Source organism: Azospirillum sp. A1-3 (genome assembly GCF_023806445.1).
Lineage (GTDB): Bacteria > Pseudomonadota > Alphaproteobacteria > Azospirillales > Azospirillaceae > Azospirillum.
In genome coordinates this window covers 285,734-307,125 of the sequence record NZ_JAMSLU010000002.1, presented here as the reverse complement: position 1 = coordinate 307,125, position 21,392 = coordinate 285,734, and the positions used below count along the sequence as shown (strand labels likewise).

The window sequence follows — 21,392 nt, the reverse complement described above, 5'->3', positions numbered from 1 at the left end:
AGTTTTTACCATGACGAGAATGACGGCGGCGGAAGCGGCGGTGCGGGTGCTGGAGCGGGAGGGCATCGACGTCTGCTTCGGCGTCCCCGGCGCCGCGATCAACCCCTTCTACGCGGCGATGCAGCGGCGCGGCACGATGCGCCATGTCCTGGCCCGCCATGTGGAGGGCGCCTCGCACATGGCCGAAGGCTACACCCGGGCCAATGCCGGCAACATCGGCGTGTGCATCGGCACCTCCGGCCCGGCCGGCACCGACATGATCACCGGCCTCTATTCGGCGATCGCGGACTCGATCCCGATCCTGTGCATCACCGGACAGGCGCCGCGCGCCCGCCTGCACAAGGAGGATTTCCAGGCCATCAACGTGCCGGACATCGCCAAGCCGGTGACCAAGTGGGCGCTGACCGTGCTGGAGCCGGCGCAGGTGCCCTACGTCTTCCAGCAGGCCTTCCATCTGATGCGCAGCGGCCGGCCCGGCCCGGTGCTGATCGACCTGCCGATCGACGTTCAGATGGCGGAGATCGAGTTCGACGAAGAGGCCTACGAGCCGCTGCCGGTCTACAAGCCGGCGGCCACCCGCCAACAGGTCGAAAAGGCGCTGGCGATGTTCGCCGCGGCGGAGCGTCCGCTGGTGGTGGCCGGCGGCGGCATCATCAACGCCGATGCGTCCGACAAGCTGGTGGAGTTCGCCGAGTTGCTGGGCGTGCCGGTCATCCCGACGCTGATGGGCTGGGGCACCATTCCTGACGACCATCCGCTGATGGCCGGCATGGTGGGGCTGCAGACCGCCCACCGCTACGGCAACGCCACCATGCTGAAGTCCGACTTCGTGCTGGGCATCGGCAACCGGTGGGCCAACCGCCACACCGGCTCGGTCGAGGTCTACACCAAGGGCCGCAAGTTCGTGCATGTCGACATCGAACCGACCCAGATCGGCCGCGTCTTCATGCCGGACCTCGGCATCGTCTCTGACGCAGGCGCGGCGCTGGACATGTTCATCGCGGTGGCGAAGGAGTGGAAGGCCGCCGGCAAGTTCAAGGACCTCGGCGCCTGGGTCAAGGACTGCCAGGGCCGCAAGCGGTCGATGCACCGCCGCAGCGACTTCGATCAGGTGCCGATGAAGCCGCAGCGCGTCTATCAGGAGATGAACAGCGCCTTCGGTCAGGACACCACCTACGTCACCACCATCGGTCTGTCGCAGATCGCCGGCGCGCAGTTCCTGCACGTCTACAAGCCGCGCCACTGGATCAACTGCGGTCAGGCCGGCCCGCTGGGCTGGACCCTGCCGGCGGCGCTGGGCGTCCGGGTGGCCGATCCGAAGCGGCGCATCGTGGCGCTGTCCGGCGACTACGACTTCCAGTTCATGATCGAGGAGCTGGCGGTCGGCGCCCAGCACAAGCTGCCCTACATCCATGTGCTGGTAAACAACGCCTATCTCGGCCTGATCCGGCAGGCGCAGCGCGCCTTCCAGATGGACTTCCAGGTGCAGCTGTCCTTCGAGAACATCAACGCGCCGGAGATCGGCGTCTATGGCGTCGACCATGTCGCGGTGGCCGAAGGGCTGGGCTGCAAGGCGATCCGCGTCACCGAGCCGGACCGCATCCAGGACGCCTTCGCCCAGGCCCAGGCCTGGATGGACGAGTATCAGGTGCCGGTCGTCGTCGAATTGGTGCTGGAGCGGGTGACCAACATCTCCATGGGCACCGACATCGACAACGTCACCGAGTTCGAGGAGACGCTGGACCTGCCGGTGGAGGAGAGCGAGACCGTGCTGGTCTGACGGGCCAGAAGGTGAATTCCCTCCTGTTCACGAGAAGAAGAACCATGCCCAGATTTGCCGCCAATCTGACGATGCTTTATAACGAACACGTGTTTCTCGACCGATTTGCTGCCGCCGCACAGGATGGCTTCAAAGGCGTGGAGTATCTCTTCCCCTATGCCTATCCGAAGGAGGAATTGGCCGAGCGCTTGCACAGATACGGACTGACGCAGGTTCTCCACAACCTTCCGGCCGGCGATTGGGACGCCGGCGAGCGTGGTATCGCCGTGCTGCCGGACCGTGTCGGTGAATTCCAGGATGGGGTCGGACGGGCAATCGATTACGCGACCGCCCTCGGCTGCGCCCAGATCAACTGCCTCGCCGGCAAGACTCCTGCGGACGTTCCTGCCGATGTCGTGGAGCGCACGTTGGTGAACAATCTTTCCTTTGCAGCCGATGCCATGAGGAAGGTTGGGATTCGCCTTCTGATCGAGCCGATCAATACCCGCGACATTCCCGGATTCCATCTTTGCACCACCGCCCATGCGAAACGCGTGATGGATGCGGTCGGATCCGACAACCTCTTCCTCCAGTACGATGTTTATCACATGCAGATCATGGAGGGAGACTTGGTGCCGACCATCGGCCTGCTGATCGACCGGATCGCCCACATCCAGATTGCCGATAACCCCGGCCGCAACGAGCCGGGCACCGGAGAGATCAATTATCCCTTCGTCTTCGATGCAATCGATCGCCTCGGCTACGAGGGATGGATCGGCTGCGAATACAAGCCGACCGCCGGCACCAGCGCCGGCCTGTCCTGGCGCCCCGCGCCGGACCGGACGGGTCAATAAACAGCGGACAATTCGACAGGAGGAAAACAACATGAAAGTCGGATTCATTGGTCTCGGTATCATGGGCGCCCCGATGGTTGGGCACCTGCTCGACGCCGGCCACACCCTGCACGTCTACGACATCAATCCGGTTCCGGAAGACCTGACCGGCAAGGGCGCGACCGCCTGCGGCTCCAGCCGCGAGGTCGCGGAGAAGGCTGACATCGTCTTCACGATGGTCCCCGACACCCCGCACGTCGAAGCCGCCCTGTTCGGCGCCAACGGCGTCGCGGAAGGGCTGACGCCGGGCAAGATCGTGGTGGACATGTCGTCCATCTCCCCCATCGAGACCAAGTCCTTCGCCAAGCGGATCAACGACCTGGGCTGCGACTATCTCGACGCGCCGGTGTCGGGCGGCGAGGTTGGCGCAAAGGCCGCCTCGCTGACCATCATGGTCGGAGGCCCGGACAAGGCGTTCGAGACCGTCAAGCCGCTGTTCGAGAGAATGGGCAAGAACATCACGCTGGTCGGCGGCAACGGCGACGGCCAGACCACCAAGGTCGCCAACCAGATCATCGTCGCGCTGACCATCGAGGCGGTGGCCGAGGCCCTGCTGTTCGCCTCCAAGGCCGGCGCCGACCCGGCGAAGGTGCAGCAGGCACTGATGGGCGGCTTCGCCTCCTCCCGCGTGCTGGAGGTGCACGGCGAGCGCATGGTGAAGCGCACCTTCGATCCGGGTTTTCGCATCGAGCTGCACCAGAAGGACCTGAACCTCGCACTGAGCGGCGCCCGCGCGCTCGGCCTGTCGCTGCCGAACACGGCGACGTGCCAGGAGTTGTTCAACGCCTGCGCCGCCAACGGCGGCAAGGCCTGGGACCATTCCGGCATTGTCCGCGCCCTGGAACTGCTCGCCGGCCACGAGGTCGGCCAGAACCACCGCGCGGCTTTCTAATCACGGTGGTCTGCATGGGGGCGGCAAACCCTCGGGGACCCGGCGGCGTCGCCTGTGTGCGGAGGGCCGATACGGCGCCGGCCAACATTCCCCTAGCCAACATTCCCAATGAACGGTCACTTTGAGAATGCAGCCAAAAGAGCTTTTGCAGGCGATGTTCCGGGCCGCGGTCGCGGCGGCGTCGCCCGATCAATGCGTTCCGCCACATCTGCCCGATCCGCCCAGGGGGCGCACCGTCGTGGTCGGTGCGGGAAAGGCGGCCGCCGCGATGGCGCGGGCGGTGGAAGGCCATTGGTCAGGCCCCTTGTCCGGCTTGGTAATCACCCGCTATGGCCACGGAGTGCCGACCCGTGTCATCGAGACGGTTGAGGCTGGCCACCCCGTGCCCGATGCGGCCGGCGAGGCGGCAGCCCGCCGCATCCTGGCGCTGGCCGGTGAGTTGGGGCCTGACGATCTCCTGCTTTGCCTGATCTCCGGCGGGGGCTCCGCCCTGCTTGCCCTGCCGGCGCCGGGAATGTCCATCGCCGACAAGCAGGCCGTGGGTAAGGCGCTGTTGCGGTCCGGCGCGTCGATCGGGGAGATGAACTGCGTGCGCAAGCGGTTGTCGGCCATCAAGGGCGGCCGGCTGGCCGCCGCCACGCGTGCGCGGGTCGTCTCCCTGGTGATTTCCGATGTGCCGGGGGACGATCCCGCGGTGATCGCCTCCGGCCCTACGGTGCCCGATCGGACCACCACCGCCGACGCGCTGGCGATCCTGCGGAAATACGCGATCGAACCGCCGCCGGCGGTGGTTCGACACCTGTCGGCGGCGCGCGTCGGTGGCGATGAGCCGAGCGAAATGCGCGGGGATGTGAAAACCATTATGATTGCGACGCCGCAAATGGCGCTGGAGCGCGCCTCTGAAGTGGCATGGGGCGCCGGCTATACGCCGCTGATCCTGGGGAACGCCATCGAAGGCGAGGCGAGCCAGACCGCGCTGGTCCATGCCGGCATCGCGCGCCAGGTGGCGGAACACGGCCAGCCGGCCCCTGGGCCCTGTGTGCTGCTGTCTGGTGGCGAGACCACCGTGACCGTGCGTGGCCGTGGCCGTGGCGGGCGCAATGCCGAATTTCTGCTTGCGCTCGCCGTTGCGCTCGACGGCATGCCCGGTGTGCACGCGCTGGCCGCCGACACCGACGGCATCGACGGGACGGAGGACAATGCGGGCGCGCTGCTCGCCCCCGACACTCTGAAGCGCGCGGCCGCGCTGGGCGTCAATGCCAAGGCGCGTCTGGCGGACAACGACGGGTATGGGTTCTTTCAGGCGCTTGGCGACCTTGTCGTGACGGGGCCGACGCTGACCAACGTGAATGATTTCCGAGCCATTCTGATCGACGGCCGCGCGCCGCCGTCCAAAGGGGAGGGGTGAGCGATGCGCCGTCAGCGAAGCACCAAGATCGTGGCCACCCTCGGCCCCGCGAGTTCGACACCCGAGACCATTCGTGCGCTCTATGATGCGGGCGTCGATGTCTTTCGGCTCAATTTCAGCCATGGCGGCCATGACGATCATGCGCTCCGCCACACCATCATCCGCGCCCTGGAACGGGAGGTGAAGCGCCCGATCGGCATCCTCCTCGATCTTCAGGGGCCGAAGCTGCGCATTGGCCGTTTCGCCGACGAGCGGGTGCGGCTGGAGGTGGGGCAGCGTTTCCGGCTCGACACCGCGAACGCACCCGGCGATGCCTCGCGCGTGACGCTTCCGCACCGGGAAATCTACGACGTGCTGGCGCCCGGCGTCGAAATCCTTCTGGACGACGGCAAGATGCGGTTGCGGATCGAGCGCTGCGGTGGCGATTTCGCCGAGACGGTCGCGGTCACCTCCGGCGTCCTGTCCGATCGGAAGGGGGTGAACCTGCCTGGCGTCGTCTTGCCGTTGTCGGCCCTGTCCGACAAGGACAGAGGCGATTTGGAATTCGGCCTTCGCCTGGGCGTCGACTGGATCGCCCTGTCTTTCGTGCAACGTCCGGAGGATGTGGCCGAAGCGCGGGACCTGATTGCCGGGCGGGCCGGGATCGTCGCCAAGATCGAAAAGCCGGCGGCGATGGCGGCGCTGGGCGCGATCATCGAGATGTCGGATGCCGTGATGGTGGCGCGCGGCGATCTGGGCGTGGAGATGCCGCCGGAGGACGTTCCCAGCGCCCAGAAGCGCATCGTCGCCCAATGCCGAACGCTCGGCCGTCCGGTGATCGTTGCGACGCAGATGCTGGAATCGATGACGGCCGCGCCGGCGCCGACGCGGGCGGAAGCCTCCGATGTGGCAACCGCCGTCTATGACGGCGCCGACGCCGTGATGCTGTCGGCGGAATCCGCCTCCGGCGCTTATCCGGTGGAGACCGTGGCGATGATGGACCGCATCGTCCGCCGGGTGGAACAGGACCCGCTGCACCGCCGGATCACCGACGCCGCCCGGCCCGAGCCCGAGGCAACTACCGCCGACGCCATCACGACCGCCGCGCGGCAAGTTGCCGCGACGGTTGGGGCCGTTGCGATTGCGGCCTACACCACGTCGGGGTCGACGGCGTTGCGCGCTGCCCGCCAGCGGCCGGGGGTCCCGGTGCTGGGTCTGACGCCGGCCCTGTCCACCGCACGCCGCCTATCGCTGGCGTGGGGGGTCCATGCGGTGCACACCGCTGACGTGGGCGATTTTTCGGAAATGGTTCATCGGGCCTGCAGGACTGCGGTGCACGAGAACCTGGCCGGTCCAGGCCAGCATCTGGTCATCACCGCTGGGGTGCCTTTTGGCACGCCGGGCGCCACGAATGTTCTGCGGGTGGCCATTGTCAAGGCCAGCCATGGCCTATCCGACGAGGCGTCCGTCGTATGAACCGGCCCTAGGACGACGCTTTACGATCGCAGCCCCTCATGCATGTGCCAGTCTGATCTTGCCCTGGTTCGGAGGTTCTTGCGCACTTTGCGTGGATGGTCTGGGTTGCGGTAGCGAGCAGAGCGGGTATTGCCCACATGGAAGGAACATGCAGACGTTCTCTTTCCTTCCAGGCTGCCGCGTGCTTCAGATCGAGCGCGGCAGCCGCGGCTCCCTTGTCATTCTCGCAGAATGTCGCCGAGGTAGTGCTCGTTGCCCGCACTGTGGTGCCGTCAGCCGCGTGGTTCACAGCCGATACCGGCGATCTCCTGCCGACCTCCCGGCCTTTGGGCATGAGATCCGTGTTGCCTTGCTGGTCCGGCGGTTCTACTGCCGGGGTCGCGTCCCACGAGGTGGTGTAGGAGCTGTGGGGAACCAGCCCGCCGCAGCGCCCTCCGATGGCTCGCGTAGGCGGACCGGTTATCCACAGCGGGGCGGTCATCGCGGTTCTTCGATAGAGTCTGGTCACCACACCTCAACCCGACCGAAGGGTGACCACGATGACCGACGAGATGATGGCGCTTCGCGCGATGCTTGAGAAGGGCGCGGATGCCGATGTTCTGCGTGAGATGATCGGCTTTGCCGCTGAACGGCTGATGGAGCTGGAGGTGCAGGGCCTGACCGGCGCCGTCCACGGCGAACGGTCGGCCGAGCGGCTGGTCCAGCGCAATGGCTATCGGGACCGCGACTGGGAGACCCGGGCCGGCACCGTCGAGCTGCGCATTCCCAAACTGCGCAAGGGCTCTTATTTTCCAGGCTTTCTGGAGCCGCGGCGGATGGCCGAGAAGGCACTGACGGCGGTGATCCAGGAGGCTTACATCCAGGGCATTTCGACCCGCTCGGTGGACGATCTGGTCCAGGCGATGGGAATGTCCGGCATCTCCAAGAGCCAGGTCAGCCGACTGTGTGCGGAGATTGATGACCGGGTGAAGACCTTCCTCGGCCGTCCCATCGAAGGCGATTGGCCCTACCTGTGGCTCGACGCCACCTACGTGAAGGTGCGCCAGAACGGGCGCATCGTCTCGGTCGCCGTCACCATCGCCGTGGCGGTCAACACCGACGGCCGCCGCGAGGTCCTGGGCATGGACATCGGTCCGTCGGAGGCCGAGACCTTCTGGATCGAGTTCCTGCGCAAGCTGAAACGCCGGGGGCTGAGCGGCGTCAAGCTGGTGATCTCCGACGCCCATGGCGGCATCAAGGCGGCGGTCACCCGCGTCTTCCAGGCGACGTGGCAAAGGTGCCGGGTGCATTTCTCCAGGACCGCGCTTGCCCATGCCGGCAAGAGCGGCCGGCGCGTCGTCGCCGCCTCCATTGCCACCGCCTTCGCGCAGGATGATGCGGCATCCGCACGCACGCAATGGCGGCAAGTGGCCGATCAGGTTCGGGCCAAGCTGCCGAAGCTGGCCAACCTGATGGATGAAGCGGAAGAAGACGTCCTGGCCTACATGACCTTTCCCAGGGAGCATCGGGCCAAGCTCCACTCGACCAACCCGATTGAACGTCTCAACGGCGAGATCAAGCGACGCACCGAGGTTGTCGGCATATTTCCGAACGAGGAAGCGATCACGAGGCTCATCGGTGCGATTCTGCTGGAGCAAAACGATGAATGGGCCGTTCAGCGGGCGCGATACATGACGCTGGAAACCATCGCCCCGCTCGGCGATGATCCCATCGTCAGCCTGCCCGCTGTGGCCGCCTGACCACCTGGCCAGACCGGCCGGAGAACCTGATGAGCGAACAAGCTCCTACACCACGCTCAGGGGCACGATCTAGAGCTTTTGGCGCAGCACCGATAGCTGCCCTCCGACATCTAAAGGCAGGCTGCTGACAGCCCGCCTCTTTCAGCCATCGAGCACAGGGCCTTCCTGCAATTTCCCGGTGCTTTGTCTTCTACGGGGCGCCCATAACGCCCTTCTGGAGGAGTCCCGACAGGCACCGCGCAGGAGGAACGGTTCGCGCAGCCTGACAACACTGGCCGGGATGGCGGGCGCCCCGTTTGCCCAGGCGAAAACAACCAACAACCTGCGCTTGGTTCATGTGAGCCTGTCCTGAACGGCCCAATCAGCTGTTCATGCGGGCCAGCACACGATCGACCATGACACCGGACTGTCCTAGGTAATTGGCCGGGTCGCACAGTTTGGCCAGTTCGGCGCGGCTGAGGCAGGCGCTGACTTCCGGCGTCTCGGCCAGCAGGTCGAGCAGCGGCCGGTTCTGCCGCACCGCCTCGCGGCACAGGTCGTAGACGAGGTCGTGGGCGTATTCGCGGCCGATGTGGCGGCCGAGCCCCATCATCACCGCCTCCGATGCCACCAGCCCGTTGGTCATGTCCAGATTGGCGCGCATCCGTTCGGCATCGACCTCCATGCCGCTGACCACGAACCGCGCCTGCTTCAGGGCGCCGGCCAGCAGGCAGAAGGCTTCCGGCAGGACGATCCACTCGATCTCCCACGGACCGGTCGACCGCTCGTGGTCGGCCACCATGGCGTCGAGCAGGGCCGCCGTGTGCTGGCGCACCACGGAGATCGCAGCGTGAATGTAGCAGCTGGAGATCGGGTTGCGCTTCTGCGGCATGGTGCTGCTCGACCCGCGGCCGTGCGCATAGGGCTCGTAGACCTCACCGACCTCCGTCTGCATCATCAGCTTCACGTCCATCGACAGCTTGCCGAGCGTACCGCCGACCAGACCGAGGAAACAGCCGACTTCGGCAATGGTGTCGCGGATGGTGTGCCAGGCGATCACCGGCTGGGCGAGCCCCAACTCCTCCATCAGCCCGGCCTGGGTTTCCATGGCGCCATGCTCCAGGGACGCCAGCGTGCCGGACGCACCGGCGAATTCACCCATCAGCACGCGTGGGCGGAGCTGCGCCAGCCGCTCGCGATGGCGTTCGACCGCCGACAGCAGCCCGGCCATCTTATAGCCGAAGGTCACCGGAACCGCCTGCTGAAGGTTGCTGCGGCCGATCATCGGCGTGTCGCGGTGGCGCTTGGCCAGATCGGCCAGCGACGCCGACAGGACGGCCAGATCCTCGCTCACAAGGTCCAGCGCCTCGCGCATTTGCAGGACCGTCGCCGTGTCGGTGATATCCTGCGTGGTGGCGCCCCAGTGGCAATATTCGCCGAGCCGGTCGCGGCAGAGCGCGTTGAGCTGCGAGACGACGCCCAGCACCGGATAGCCGATGCGTTCGGTCTGCGCCTTCAGCTTCGCCATGTCGATCTTGTCGAAGGAGCAGTTGGCGACGATCTCGTCTGCCGCCTCCTGCGGGATGATGCCCAGCCGGCCCTGGACGCGGGCGAGTGCCGCCTCAATGTCCAGGTACTTGCGGGTGCGGTTTTCGTCCGACCAGACCCCACGCATGGCCTGGGTGCTGAAGATGTCGCCGAAGATGGCGGAGTCGATGAGTGTGGACGGCATGGGTCTGCTCCTCCCAAGGAAAATTTGTCAGTTAGCGACGCGGTCGAGGATGGACTGCGCCTTCTGCAGCACGGGGCGGTCGACCATGTGGCCGTCGACCTGCACCGCACCCGCGGCGTCCCCGGTGGCGTTCCGGGCCGCCACGATCACCCTCCGGGCCCAGGCGACCTCCGTCTCGCCGGGTGCCATCGCCCGCCGGACGGCTTCCACTTGGCGGGGGTGGATGCACAGCTTGGCGGTGCAGCCGACGGCACGCGCCCAGGCGACGTCGCGGGCGATCGCGTCGTCGTCGCCGATCTCCGCCGTAACTCCGGCGATCGGTGGCGCCCGATCGGCGCAGCGCGAGGCGACGGTGATCGCCAGGGCCGGTCCGGTCAGACCACGCTCGTCCCCAGACAGGTTGAGATCCACGGCGAAGTCGAGCGTGCCGAAAGCGAGGCGCTGGACGCCGTCGGTGGCGGCGATCTCATCTACGGCGCGCAGGCCGCGGGCGGTCTCGATCAACGGAACCACGCTTCCACCGGTAGAGGCGAGCGCCGCGCCGACCCGAGCGACCTGCCCGGCGCTCTCGGCCTTGGGCAGCATCACGCCGGAGATGCCGCGCTGGTGCAACAGCGCGAAGTCATCGACGAACCAGGGCGTCGTCTCGTCGTTTATGCGGACCAGCACCGGCGTTTCGCGGCGCGGACCGGCGTCCAGCCAATCGCGCACCGCGGTGCGTGCGATGGCCTTCGCGCCGGGCTCCACGGCGTCCTCCAGGTCGAGGACGACCGCATCGGCACCGGAGCCGACCGCCTTGTCGAAGCGGTCCGGCCGGTTGCCCGGCACAAACAGATAGGTGACGGGGAGGGCCATGGATCAGATCGCCTTCTCACTGCGCAGCCGGGCGATGTCGCCGGGCGCGTAACCCAACTCGGCCAGAATTCCATCCGTGTGCTGGCCGAGCGCCGGCACAGGGTCCATACGCTCATCCCCCGGACCCCCCACCATGCCGGGCGGCAGCAGGGCCGGCACCGGCCCGTACTGGGTCTCCACCGTGCGCCAACGGTTTCGGGCCGCCAGTTGCGGGTGATGCCAGACGTCCTCCATGGTGTTCACCTGGGCGTTTGCGATGGAGGCTTTCTCCAGCCGGGTGACCACCTCCTCGGCGGTCAGGCCAGCGAAGGCCGCCACGATGATTCCGCGTAGTTCGTCGCGCGCCGCGTTGCGACGGGAGTTGCTGGAGAAGCGCTCCTCCCGCGCCAGTTCGGGGCATTGCAGCACCGTCTCGCAGAAGGCCACCCACTCGCGCTCGTTCTGCAAGCCGAGCAGCACGGTCTTGCCGTCACCGGCCGGAAAGGGTCCGTAAGGGTAGATGGTGGCATGGCTGGCGCCGGTGCGGGCCGGCGGCGGTGCGCCCTCGAATGCGTAGTAGAGCGGGTAGCTCATCCACTCCACCAGTGACTCCAGCATGGAGACGTCGATTTTGCAGCCGCGTCCGGTCTGCTGGCGTTGCAGGAGCGCCGCCAGGATGTTGCTGTAGGCGTACATGCCGGCGGAAATGTCGGCGATGGACGGGCCGGCCTTGGACGGCGTTTCCGGCGTGCCCGTCACCGACAGGAAGCCGGATTCGCCCTGGATCAGCAGGTCGTACGCCTTCTTGTCGCGGTACGGTCCGTCGCCGCCATAGCCGGAGATGTCGCAGACGATGATCCCCGACTTCCCAGCGGACAGCGCCTCGTAGGACAGGCCGAGGCGGGCGGCCGCACCGGGGGCGAGGTTCTGCACCACCACGTCGGCTTGCTCGTGGATCAGGCGTTTGAGGATCGCCTGCGCCTCCGGGTGTTTGACGTCGAGGGTCAGGCTTTCCTTGGAGCGGTTGGTCCACACGAAATGCGAGGCGACACCCCGCACCCGCTCGTCGTAGCCGCGGGCGAAGTCGCCGACGCCGGGGCGTTCCACCTTGATGACGCGGGCGCCGAGATCGGCGAGCTGGCGCGTCGCGAAGGGGGCGGCGATGGCGTGTTCCAAGGTGACGATGGTGATGCCGTTCAACGGTTTCATGGTGGCGGCTTTCATGATCTCCTCCTCACTTCAGGACCGCGGTGGCGTCCATGGTCAGCCAGCCCTCATGGTCCTCGGCCCACAGGCGGAGCGTCTTGCCATCGGCCGATGGCGTGCCGCACACCGAGAAGGGGTTGATGTCGAAGGTCGGCCGCACCGCCTTGAAGCTGTAGGAGGCGACCTCGGCCTCCGGCCGCTGGTGGCGCAACAGGTCGAGCAGCAGGGTAGCGATCAGCGGTCCGTGCACGATCAGCCCCGGATAGCCCTCCGTCTCCGTCACATAGCGCCGGTCGTAGTGAATTCGGTGGCCGTTGAAGGTCAGTGCCGAATAGCGGAACAGCAGCACGTCGTCGGGTACCCAGCGGCGCTCCCAGGCCGCGTCCGCCAGAGCCGGCCGCGGCTCCGGCGGCGTATCGCCGGGCGTGGCGGCCTCGCGGTAGACGATATCGTGGAACTCGGTCAGCGCGACGTCGGTCTCGCCGGTGCGGCGGATCTCGTGGCGGACCTTGACGAAGACCAGCGGACCGGTGCGGCCGGATTTCTCGGTCACGTCATGGATGGTGGAGGTCCGGGTCAGGATATCGCCGACGCGCAGGGGGCTGTGGAACTCGAACTGGCTGCCCGCCCACATGCGGCGGGGCAACGGCACCGGAGGCAGGAAGCCGCCACGCTTGGCATGCCCGTCCGGCCCGATCTCCGACTGGCGGTGCAGCGGCAGGAAGTAGAGCCAGTGCCACAGCGGCGGGAGCGGAGTGCCGGCCGCGGGGCGCTCGGCGGGCCGGTCCAGCGTGGCCGACAGCGCGGCGTAGGGGGTGGCGGTGACGGTGTCGGACACGGTCTCGGTCCGGCCGATCCAGTCGTTCGCGGTCATGGTCGGGGCGTTCATGGTGGCGTCCTCGAACTTGCTTGCGGCTTCCGGGCAGAGCCCCCTTGGGGGCGATCTTCGGGGGATCAGTGCGACGGCTGGGCGGGAGCCCGGGTGTTCAGTTGCAGGGCGGCGATGTCGCCCTTCTCCTCCAGGGTCCGCTCGGTGCTGGCGTAGCTCTGGTTCAGCTCGCGGTGCAGGACATCGCGGTCGCAGGCGTTCTCCCAGATCGAGACGACGATGCTGGCCACGCAGTTGCTGATGATGCTGGTCAGGGCACGGGCCTCGGACATGAAGCGGTCGATGCCGACGAGCAGCGCGACGCCGGCCACCGGAAGATCCGGCATCACCGTCAGCGTGGCGACCAGGGCGACGAAACCACTGCCGGTGACGCCGGCGGCACCCTTGGAGGTCAGCAGCATGACGCCGAGCATCGTGAAGATCTGGCCGGCCGACAGGTGGATGTCGCAGGCCTGGGCAATGAACAGCGAGGCCAGGGTCAGATAGATCGCCGTGCCGTCCAGGTTGAACGAATAGCCCATGGGCAGCACCAGGCCGGAGACGCCCTTCTTGCAGCCCAATGCTTCCAGCTTTTGCAGCACGCGCGGCAGGACCGGTTCGGAGGACGAGGTGCCGAGCACGATCAGCAGTTCCTCGCGGAAGTAGCGCAGGATCTTCCACAGGCTGAAGCCGTGCAGCCGGGCCAGTGTGCCGATGATCGCCACCAGGAAGACGCCGCAGGCGACGTAGAAGGTGAGGATCAGCAGGCCGAGCGAGCCGATGCTTTCGATGCCGTACTTGCCGACGGTGAAGGCCATCGCGCCGAACGCGCCGATCGGGGCCAGCTTCATGATGAAGCCGAAAGCGGCGAACAGCACGTGGGAGAAGGACTCGATGCCTTGGACCACCGGCTCGCCGGCCTTGCCGACCCGCGTCAGCCCGAAGCCGACCAGGACGGAGATCAGCAGCACCGGCAGCACCTCGCCCTCGGCGAAGGCACCGAAGAAGGAATGCGGGATGATGTGCAGCACGAAATCGGTGAAGCCGACCGGCGCGGCCTGTTTGGCGAAGCGCGCGGCCACCGCGGGGTCGAGCGAAGACGGCGACACGTGCATGCCCACGCCGGGTTCGATGATCAGGACCGTCGCCAGTCCGATGAGGAGTGCCGCCACCGTCAGCGCGTAGAACAGCGCCATCGATTTGACCAGCGTCTTGCCGATCTCGCGGGTGTCGTTGAGGCTGGTGATGCCGCTGACGATGGTGCAGAAGACCACCGGGGCGATCATCATCTTGACCAGCTTGACGAATCCGTCGCCGAGCGGCTTCAGGGAGGCCCCGATGTCCGGCCAGAAATGGCCCGCCAGGATGCCGAGGGTCAGGCCGACGACGACCTGGAAATAGAGGGCCTTGTAGATGGCCTTGGACTTGGCAGGCGTCGGGGTATGAGCTCCCGTTTGTAGACGCATGGCGTTTCCTCCTCTGTAATGCTGTGGGGTCAGGCCGCCATGGCGGCCCGCGGCGGGGTCGAGGGCCGTGCGAACACGGTTCCCTCGAATAGGCGCCGCGCGGTGCGCAGGATGCCGGCGACGGGGGCAGCTCGGCCGACACCCGCTTCAAGGCGGACGGTCAGCCGCCCGGCCGGATGTTCGAAAGTGACGTCGCCGGGCATGGCAAGCAGCCCACCCAATGCGGCGGCCACGGTTCCGGGAATGGTGCAGGCTGTGGCGGTGGCGACGGCGCCGGTGATGGCCATCGCCCGGTGGCAGTCGTGCGGCATGAAATAGCGCACGCTCAACGTGCCGCCGCGCGTCGGCGGGGCCAGCAGGACGGGCTTGGGGATCACCATCCCAGCCGTGTTGGGGAACCCCATGCGGCGGCCGGCTTCGACGCGCAGCGCCTCCAGCCGGGTCATGAACTTCCGATCGGCCCGGTAGCTGTCGGCAGGTTCATAGCCGGTCTTGCCGAGGTCGGCGGCATGGACCAGCATCACCGGGATGGCCGCGTCGATGCACGAGACCTCAATACCGTCAATCACGTCGGCCGGCACACCGGTGGGCAGCAGCCGGCCGGTGTTGGCGCCGGCAGCATCCAGAAAGGCGAGGTGGATGGGAGCGGCGGTGCCGGGCACACCGTCGATCATGGCCTCGCCCTCATAGACGACTTGGCCGCCGGGGGTCTGGACACGCGCCTCGATCAGCTTGCCGGTGTTGACGTTGTGGATGCGCACCACCGTGACGCCGTCCGTCGTTTGAACCAGCCCGGACTCGATGGCGAAGGGGCCGACGGCGGCCAGCATGTTGCCGCAGTTGGGTGAGGTGTCGACCACGCCTTCCTGCACCCGCACCTGGGCGAACAGGTAATCCACATCCGCACCGGCCCTGGTGGCGGGTCCGACAATGGCGACCTTGCTGGTCAGCGGATTGCCACCACCGATGCCGTCGATCCCGAGATCGTTCCCCGCTCCCATCACCGAGAGCAGGAGAGCATCACGCTCCGCCGGAAGGGCGGGAAGGTCGGATGCGAGGAAGAAGGGTCCGCGGGAGGTCCCGCCGCGCATCATCACGCAGGGAATGCCGATCTGGCGGTTCATCAGATGGGTCATGGCGCTTGGTTTCTCTTGATTTCGCCGGCAGCGAAGAAAGCCGATGCACCGATATTCCGACTTCGAACCATATTTGTGAAATGCATTGATTCGCGATATTATTCCATTATACGCATCAATCCAGGTGCGGGCGGAGTTGGCCATGAATTTCGAACTGGTGGATCTGAAGGCGTTCGTGGCGGTGGCCGAACTGGGCAGCTTCAATCGCGCTGCCGAGTTGCTGAACCTCTCGCAGCCGGCGCTCAGTCGCCGCATCCAGAAGCTGGAGGATACGCTGGGCGTCGCCCTGTTCGAGCGGTCGACGCGCCATGTCGCGCTCACCATGGTGGGACGCGACTTCATGCCCAAGGTCCGGCGCTTCCTGGACGAATTCGAGTCATCGCTGCTGGGGATCAGCGATCTGGGCGTCCGGAGCGGCGGGCAGATCACCATCGCGTCCGTTCCGACGGCGGTGTTCTACTTCTTGCCGAACGCGATCAGCCGCTTCAGCGTCGCGTTTCCGCGCATCCGCATCCGCATCCTGGACCTCGGCGCCAACGAGGGGCTGGAGGCGGTGGCCCGTGGCGAGGCCGATTTCGGCATCAACTTCATTGGCACGTCACACCCGGACATCGAGTTCACGCCGCTGGCCGAGGACCCGTTCGTCGTCGCTTGCCGGCACGATCATCCGCTGGCGTCGCAAAAAGTGGTGAACTGGGAGGAATTGGCCGCCCATCGGGTCATCACCGTGGGCCGGACCAGCGGCAACCGGGCGCTGATCGACAACGCCCTGGCGCAGCACGGTCTGAAACTGAACTGGTCCTACGAGATCACGCATCTAGCCAGTTCGCTTGGACTGGTTGAGGCGGGGCTTGGCGTCGCGGTGCTTCCCAAGCTCGCCACCCCAGCCTCCGGCCATCCCATCATCCGGACCATCCCGCTGAGCCACCCGAAGATTTCTCGGACGATCGGCGTCGTCCAACGACACGGCGCCATCCTCTCCCCGATGGCGGCGCGCTTTCTGGGGGTGCTGCTCGGTTCCTGGAAAGCCTGATGCCCTTATGCAATGCCGCGTCGCGTTGAAAGCCGTCGAAGGACGGCTGCTGGCACAATGCGGTTCCAGTCCAACTTCCGCTTCGGGTCAAAACCTGCCTTCAGAGAACGGCCTCTACATTGGCTAAGTGAGTGCTGTCGACCGCCTCGTTGATCAGTGGCCACAAGCGCTCGGCCGGCTGTCGCTCCGGGGCGTAGCGGGGCAGGAACTCCAGAATGATGCTGTCCGGGATCTCCACCTCGCCGGCGCCATCCCGGCCCGCGCCATCGAGCACCAACAGAACGCGCTTGTCCGCTTCCCCTCCAACCGGTCCCCGCCGTGACGTGGAATTCGGGTGCCGGTGGGGGCGTCATCGGCGCCACTTCAGCGCGGCGCTCGTTATAGCTACTCTGGTAGCCCGGCAGCACGCAACGCATCACCAAGTGATGTCGCAAGTGCTGGATCACAATTGACGCCTAAAAATTGGCGGCTGTACCGAAACGTAGGGTGCAGTTCCAGGACCCTTGCCGCAGCGACCCTGGCTTCTTCCAGTCGTCCAAGTTTGGTGAGCGCTGCGGCCAATTGCACATGGGTGATGCTGTGTGCCGGGTTGGCCTGAACGGACCGATATGCTGCATGAGCAGCTTCCTCATAACGGCCGCGGTGGAAATGGCTCATTGCCTGTGCGTCAAACGCGGCCCAAGCCCAGGAATCGAACGGGCTGAGACGCACACCCTGCTCACTCCATTCTATCGCGCGCTCAGCCTCCCCACTCCATCCAAGAATGACGCTTCCGAGAATGTAGGTTAGGGCCGATGACGAACTGATGGCGAGCGCCGCTTCCAAGGCCGTGAATGCTGCGGCACGATCATGCCCATCCATACCAAGAGAAAACCCGGCCCAAGTCAGAGCAAGCGCATCGTCCTGTCCATGGATGATCGCCGATCGGGCATGGCGGATCGAAGCGGTGCGGTTGACCTCCTGCAGGCCAGCGCGCAGGAACAAGCAATGGTGGCACATTGCGGCGTTGCCGTGCGCAAGCGCATAAGAAGGATCAAGGGTGATCGAACGTTCAAGAAGCACCAGTGCTCTCGTCACCTGCTCCGGCATGCCCGAATCGACATCAGGCTGGGCTCGCAGGACAAGGTCATAGGCATCGAGGCTGTCGGGCCGTTTGCGCTTGATCCTATTGATTTCCGCGCGTCGCAGGCTCGGCGCGATGGCGCCAACGACCGACAGTGCGATTTCATCCTGAAGAGCGAAGATGTCATCGGACCTGTAATCATAACGCTCGGCCCAAATATGCGCTCCGGTCGACGCGTCAATCAACTGACCGGTGATGCGCACGCGTTCGCGTATTTTGCGAACACTGCCTTCAAGCACGTAACGCACCCCGAGTTCGCGGCCAACCTGCTTCACGTCCACCATCCGGTCTTTGTAGGTGATGCTTGAATTTCGCGCGATGACAAACAGCCAGTTGATGCGCGACAGGCCGGTGATGATGTCATCGACCATACCGTCGGTGAAGTAATCCTGGTCCGCGTCACCGCTCAAATTCGAGAACGGCAAAACCGCAACCGACGGTTTGTCAGGTAATGTCAGGGCCGGCGGGGTCAGCAGACCAGGAGCTCGATCCGGGTCCGCCGCAACTGCCGGGCCGACATAGCGGTAGCCCCGGCGCGGCAGGGTTTCGATCCAACCCGCGCCCCCTGCCAAGTCTTCAAAGACCCGCCGCACGGCGGCGATCTGAACCGTCAGATTACTGTCCTCAATCGCGAGACCCGGCCACGCGGCCTCGATCAAGGTTTCCTTTGAGAGCGGCGCGCCAGCTTGCTCCACGAGTACGGCAACAAGCGCCACCGCCCGCTGGCCGAGCCGGGTCGGTGCGGTGCCGTAGAACAGTATCCCTGCATCGACGTCGAGGCGGAATGGACCAAACTCGAGGATCGTCGCCATCGATAAAGGGGACGCTCTTTACAAGTTCTTTGCAACAATTTCGGATCGGCTTCAGGACTCTCTGACGGGGTACAGCCATCATGGGGGCGTTGCTTCATAGGAAGAAGCAGTGAGCCATGGAGGATGAGATGTGTGCCACACCTGTCATTCGCATGCCTGCCGAGGACAAGGGGGTCACGCTGGGTGGCCATCCGATGGTCTTCCTCGTGACAGGGAAGGATACGAAGCACACCAGCATGTTCGATTGGACGATCCCGCCAGAGTTTGCCACCGGCGTCCACGTTCACCGCGTGCAGGAAGAAACCTTCTACATGCTGGAAGGCGAATGTGAATGGTGGGTCGGCGACCAAGTGGTCCGGGCCACGCCGGGAACCTACCTGTTCATTCCCCCTGGCGTGCCGCACAACATCACCAACATCAGCGGAAAGCCAGCCCGCGTGCTCATGACCGTCTCGCCACCGGGACACGAGCACTACTTCGAAGAACTTGCGAAGGTGGCTGCTCGGGGCGGCCCCCCAGATGCGAAAGCCATCGGTGACTTGCGAGCTCGCTATGACACCGATCAACTGTCGGAGTTGACGACGAAAACGTAGGTTTGATCGGTGACAGGTACGCTATCGAAAATGAAGGGTCCCAAGGGTGGCGTGCGCGTCGGACGACCTCAGGGCCGACCGCACACCCCACAGCAACGGCTGCGCTGCCCATGGACTTTGGCGCACAAATCGGCGTACCGGCGGATTTCGCCCTTTCCCGGAATGTTCAGGCGACGCGGCGTGACACCGGCCTGCCGAGGCTGGTCATGACGTTGAGGACTCGGCAGCCGGCGGCGGCTTCGGTCTTCTGCGCGGGCAGAGTCCTGGCCCTCAGGCCGCGTCCGATCAGGGCCTTGTAGCGCAGTACCGCCACCTCAACCAGAGAGCGCTTTCCATAGCCGACGGCCCGTTGCCAGCCGAGCCGACCCTTTTCGGCGATCAGCTGAAGATGTCGGTCGCGTCGGGTCGGTGCCGTTTCGGCCGTGTCGCTCAACACCGCGGTTTTCCGCGGTGGGATGATCACCGCGGCTTCAGCTGAGTGCGCCGCCACGGCCCGGTAGACGGGATCACCGTCATACGCGCCGTCCGCAAGAACTGCGGTGATCTCCTGCGGGACATTTTCCAGCAGGGCGCTGACCAGAGAGGCATCGCCGTCGTCTGTGGTCGTCAGTTCGGAGGCGAGGATGTCACCGGTGTCCGGATTGACGGCCAAATGCAATTTCCTCCAGGTCCGGCGCGGTTTGCCGCCGTGCTTCTCCTGCTGCCATTCGCCGGCGCCGAACACCTTCAGCCCCGTAGAGTCGATCACCACGGTGACCGGCCCGGCTCTGTTGCAAAGTTGGCCGGCACGCGGCGGAATGGCTGGACGTTGGAGGGAGCCAAACCGTGTCGGACTTCAAGGGTCGCCATTTCGAAGGCGAGATCGTGCTGTGGGCCGTGCGCTGGTACTGCCGGTACGGGATCAGCTACCGTGACCTCGAGCAGATGATGGCCGAGCGCGGCGTCACGGTCGACCACACCACTATCTACCGTTGGGTCCAGAAGTATGCCCCCGAGATCGAGAAACGGCTGCGCTGGCAGTGGCGCTGCCCACGATCGACCAGTTGGCGGGTCGATGAAACCTATGTGAAGGTCGGTGGCAAGTGGGCCTACCTGTACCGGGCCGTCGACAAGCACGGCAACACCATCGACCTCTACCTTTCGCCGACGCGGAATACCGCGGCCGCCAAGCGTTTCCTCGGCAAGGCGCTGAACGGCCTGAAGGATTGGGAGAAGCCGATGGTCATCAACACCGACAAGGCGCCCACCTATGGGCCAGCGCTAGCGGAGCTGAAGGCCGAGGGCAAATGTCCCGAGGAGATGGAACATCGGCAGGTCAAGTACCTGAACAATGTGGTGGAGGCCGACCACGGCAAGTTGAAGCAGCTGATTCGGCCGGTGCGGGGCTTCAAGACCCTGAAGACGGCTTATGCGGCGATCAAGGGGTTCGAGGTGATGCGTGCGCTCCGCAAAGGGCAGGCGGCCGCCTTCAACCTGACCCGCGACATGCACGGCGAGGCGCGCCTTGTCGAGCGCGCCTTCAACGTCGGCCCCTGCGTGCTCGCCGAAGCCGTTCAGCTCGTCAACCAGCAGCTCGAACTCAAGGCAGCGTAGCCTCCGGCAGTGATGCCGGTCGTCATCATCACGCGCCTACAGGAAGAATTTGCAACAGAGCCATGGCCCCTGCCTCATCGCGTACCGGCGTATAGGAAAAGGCGAAGTGTGTCTCCTCCAGGTAGCCGCGGCGCTCCATCATGAGTGTGATGTCATCCATGTGGACGGGCTCACCGTTGTAGGCCTGCTCGACAATGGGCAGCAGATCGGCCTGGATTTCATGCCAGACCTCGAGAAAGTCGCGGGCCAAGGAAGCCGGATGCTTCCGTGCAAGGATTTCGGCGTAGGCATCGTTGTAGAGCAACGTGCGGTCCGGACCCCAGGTGACGAACATCGGCTGGATGGAACTCAACATGACCCCGACCAAGGTCTTGAGGCCGGAGGGCCAGACGGTGGGCTCCCCGAGCGGCGTCGCCGCCCAGTCGTGGGCTCGGATGAGCGCCGCCATCTCGCCTCCACCAGAGAGGAAGTCCAGTCTGCTGTTCGGTCCAAGGCTGCCGTGCATCGCGTTCGATCTCGTTGGTGCGCTGGATGGTGAGCCGGTATGGACGAGCTCAAGCCAATCCAGGCAGGATGCCATTCCCGGCTCACGGAAGAAGGCGTGAAATGGGAAACCGAGCGGGGGCTGTAAAGACGCCGTGCGAACGTTGGCTTCATCTTGCTTCGCTGCGACCGGCATCTCCAGAGGACGCCTGAGGCCGTAAAATTCCATGCATTGTCGAGATGTAGTGCCTGCAGCCCGTCAGAAGCTGCCCAGGGGTCGGCCTGTGCCCCGGAAACGGCAAAGGCCGGCGACTGAACGCCGGCGGCCTCGCTGTCGCGGAAAGGTGGCAGACATTAACGGGCCATGACTTCTACGCCGATCCATAGG

General features: G+C 65.6%; 19 protein-coding genes and 1 pseudogene. 10 read left to right on the top strand and 10 right to left on the bottom strand.

What is annotated here, in order from left to right:
- Positions 1-10: 10 nt before the first annotated feature.
- The 7 genes from gcl (at position 11) to M5E06_RS14770 (ending at position 8,146) form a co-directional block, all read left to right on the top strand.
- Positions 11-1,780, top strand: a complete 1,770-nt coding sequence (gcl, locus tag M5E06_RS14795; RefSeq protein WP_252138811.1) for a glyoxylate carboligase — start codon at positions 11-13, stop codon at positions 1,778-1,780.
- 44 nt (positions 1,781-1,824) lie between these two features.
- Positions 1,825-2,613 (top strand): hydroxypyruvate isomerase, encoded by a 789-nt coding sequence (gene hyi / locus M5E06_RS14790; protein WP_252138810.1) that lies wholly within the window; start codon positions 1,825-1,827, stop codon positions 2,611-2,613.
- A 31-nt stretch (positions 2,614-2,644) separates the two neighbouring features.
- Entirely contained in the window at positions 2,645-3,544 is a 900-nt protein-coding gene (gene glxR / locus M5E06_RS14785; protein ID WP_252138809.1) for a 2-hydroxy-3-oxopropionate reductase, read from the top strand.
- 127 nt (positions 3,545-3,671) lie between these two features.
- Positions 3,672-4,952 (top strand): glycerate kinase type-2 family protein, encoded by a 1,281-nt coding sequence (locus M5E06_RS14780; protein WP_252138808.1) that lies wholly within the window; start codon positions 3,672-3,674, stop codon positions 4,950-4,952.
- A 3-nt stretch (positions 4,953-4,955) separates the two neighbouring features.
- Entirely contained in the window at positions 4,956-6,407 is a 1,452-nt protein-coding gene (gene pyk, locus M5E06_RS14775; protein WP_252138807.1) for a pyruvate kinase, read from the top strand.
- Positions 6,343-6,984, top strand: coding sequence for a transposase family protein (locus M5E06_RS35850; RefSeq protein ID WP_353654330.1), 642 nt, complete (start codon positions 6,343-6,345; stop codon positions 6,982-6,984). Before pyk ends, M5E06_RS35850 begins: the two co-directional genes overlap by 65 nt.
- Positions 6,947-8,146, top strand: a complete 1,200-nt coding sequence (locus M5E06_RS14770) for an IS256 family transposase (protein WP_252138806.1) — start codon at positions 6,947-6,949, stop codon at positions 8,144-8,146. The genes M5E06_RS35850 and M5E06_RS14770 overlap by 38 nt, the downstream gene beginning before the upstream one ends.
- A gap of 361 nt (positions 8,147-8,507) precedes the next feature.
- Here M5E06_RS14770 and pcaB read toward each other — a convergent pair whose 3' ends face one another.
- The 6 genes from pcaB to M5E06_RS14740 all read right to left on the bottom strand — a co-directional run bounded on the left by pcaB (position 8,508) and on the right by M5E06_RS14740 (position 15,367).
- Positions 8,508-9,857 (bottom strand): 3-carboxy-cis,cis-muconate cycloisomerase, encoded by a 1,350-nt coding sequence (gene pcaB / locus M5E06_RS14765; RefSeq protein ID WP_252138805.1) that lies wholly within the window; start codon positions 9,855-9,857, stop codon positions 8,508-8,510.
- Positions 9,858-9,884: 27 nt separating this feature from the next.
- Positions 9,885-10,712: an HpcH/HpaI aldolase/citrate lyase family protein gene (locus M5E06_RS14760; protein WP_252138804.1), complete on the bottom strand. Its 828-nt coding sequence runs from the start codon at positions 10,710-10,712 to the stop codon at positions 9,885-9,887.
- Between the two features lie 3 nt (positions 10,713-10,715).
- Entirely contained in the window at positions 10,716-11,915 is a 1,200-nt protein-coding gene (locus tag M5E06_RS14755) for a CaiB/BaiF CoA transferase family protein (protein ID WP_252138803.1), read from the bottom strand.
- A 10-nt stretch (positions 11,916-11,925) separates the two neighbouring features.
- A complete protein-coding gene (locus M5E06_RS14750; RefSeq protein WP_252138802.1) occupies positions 11,926-12,786 on the bottom strand; it encodes an HTD2 family dehydratase in 861 nt (286 codons plus the stop codon).
- A gap of 65 nt (positions 12,787-12,851) precedes the next feature.
- Entirely contained in the window at positions 12,852-14,231 is a 1,380-nt protein-coding gene (gene dctA, locus M5E06_RS14745; protein WP_252138801.1) for a C4-dicarboxylate transporter DctA, read from the bottom strand.
- A 29-nt stretch (positions 14,232-14,260) separates the two neighbouring features.
- Positions 14,261-15,367, bottom strand: a complete 1,107-nt coding sequence (locus tag M5E06_RS14740; RefSeq protein WP_252138800.1) for a 4-oxalomesaconate tautomerase — start codon at positions 15,365-15,367, stop codon at positions 14,261-14,263.
- Between the two features lie 142 nt (positions 15,368-15,509).
- Between M5E06_RS14740 and M5E06_RS14735 the strand changes: the two genes are divergently transcribed.
- The gene (locus tag M5E06_RS14735; protein ID WP_252138799.1) at positions 15,510-16,400 is read left to right on the top strand and encodes a LysR family transcriptional regulator; all 891 of its coding nucleotides are present in this window, start codon (positions 15,510-15,512) and stop codon (positions 16,398-16,400) included.
- Positions 16,401-16,500: 100 nt separating this feature from the next.
- On the opposite strand, the gene M5E06_RS14730 is transcribed toward M5E06_RS14735, so the two are convergent.
- Together M5E06_RS14730 and M5E06_RS14725 are read right to left on the bottom strand one after the other, a co-directional pair.
- The gene (locus tag M5E06_RS14730; RefSeq protein WP_252138798.1) at positions 16,501-16,677 is read right to left on the bottom strand and encodes a hypothetical protein; all 177 of its coding nucleotides are present in this window, start codon (positions 16,675-16,677) and stop codon (positions 16,501-16,503) included.
- A 107-nt stretch (positions 16,678-16,784) separates the two neighbouring features.
- Positions 16,785-18,335 (bottom strand): winged helix-turn-helix domain-containing tetratricopeptide repeat protein, encoded by a 1,551-nt coding sequence (locus M5E06_RS14725; protein ID WP_252138797.1) that lies wholly within the window; start codon positions 18,333-18,335, stop codon positions 16,785-16,787.
- A gap of 116 nt (positions 18,336-18,451) precedes the next feature.
- Between M5E06_RS14725 and M5E06_RS14720 the strand changes: the two genes are divergently transcribed.
- Entirely contained in the window at positions 18,452-18,928 is a 477-nt protein-coding gene (locus M5E06_RS14720; RefSeq protein WP_252138796.1) for a cupin domain-containing protein, read from the top strand.
- Positions 18,929-19,094: 166 nt separating this feature from the next.
- Here the strand turns inward: M5E06_RS14720 and M5E06_RS14715 are convergent.
- Positions 19,095-19,691 (bottom strand): annotated as a pseudogene (locus M5E06_RS14715) (IS5 family transposase); the annotation flags it as partial.
- A 62-nt stretch (positions 19,692-19,753) separates the two neighbouring features.
- On the opposite strand from M5E06_RS14715, the gene M5E06_RS14710 reads away from it, so the two are divergent.
- The gene (locus M5E06_RS14710; RefSeq protein WP_252138795.1) at positions 19,754-20,521 is read left to right on the top strand and encodes an IS6 family transposase; all 768 of its coding nucleotides are present in this window, start codon (positions 19,754-19,756) and stop codon (positions 20,519-20,521) included.
- Positions 20,522-20,549: 28 nt separating this feature from the next.
- Here the strand turns inward: M5E06_RS14710 and M5E06_RS14705 are convergent, their stop codons facing one another.
- Complete coding sequence (locus tag M5E06_RS14705; RefSeq protein ID WP_252138794.1) at positions 20,550-21,200, bottom strand: PAS domain-containing protein; 651 nt, start codon at positions 21,198-21,200, stop codon at positions 20,550-20,552.
- Positions 21,201-21,392 lie beyond the last annotated feature (192 nt).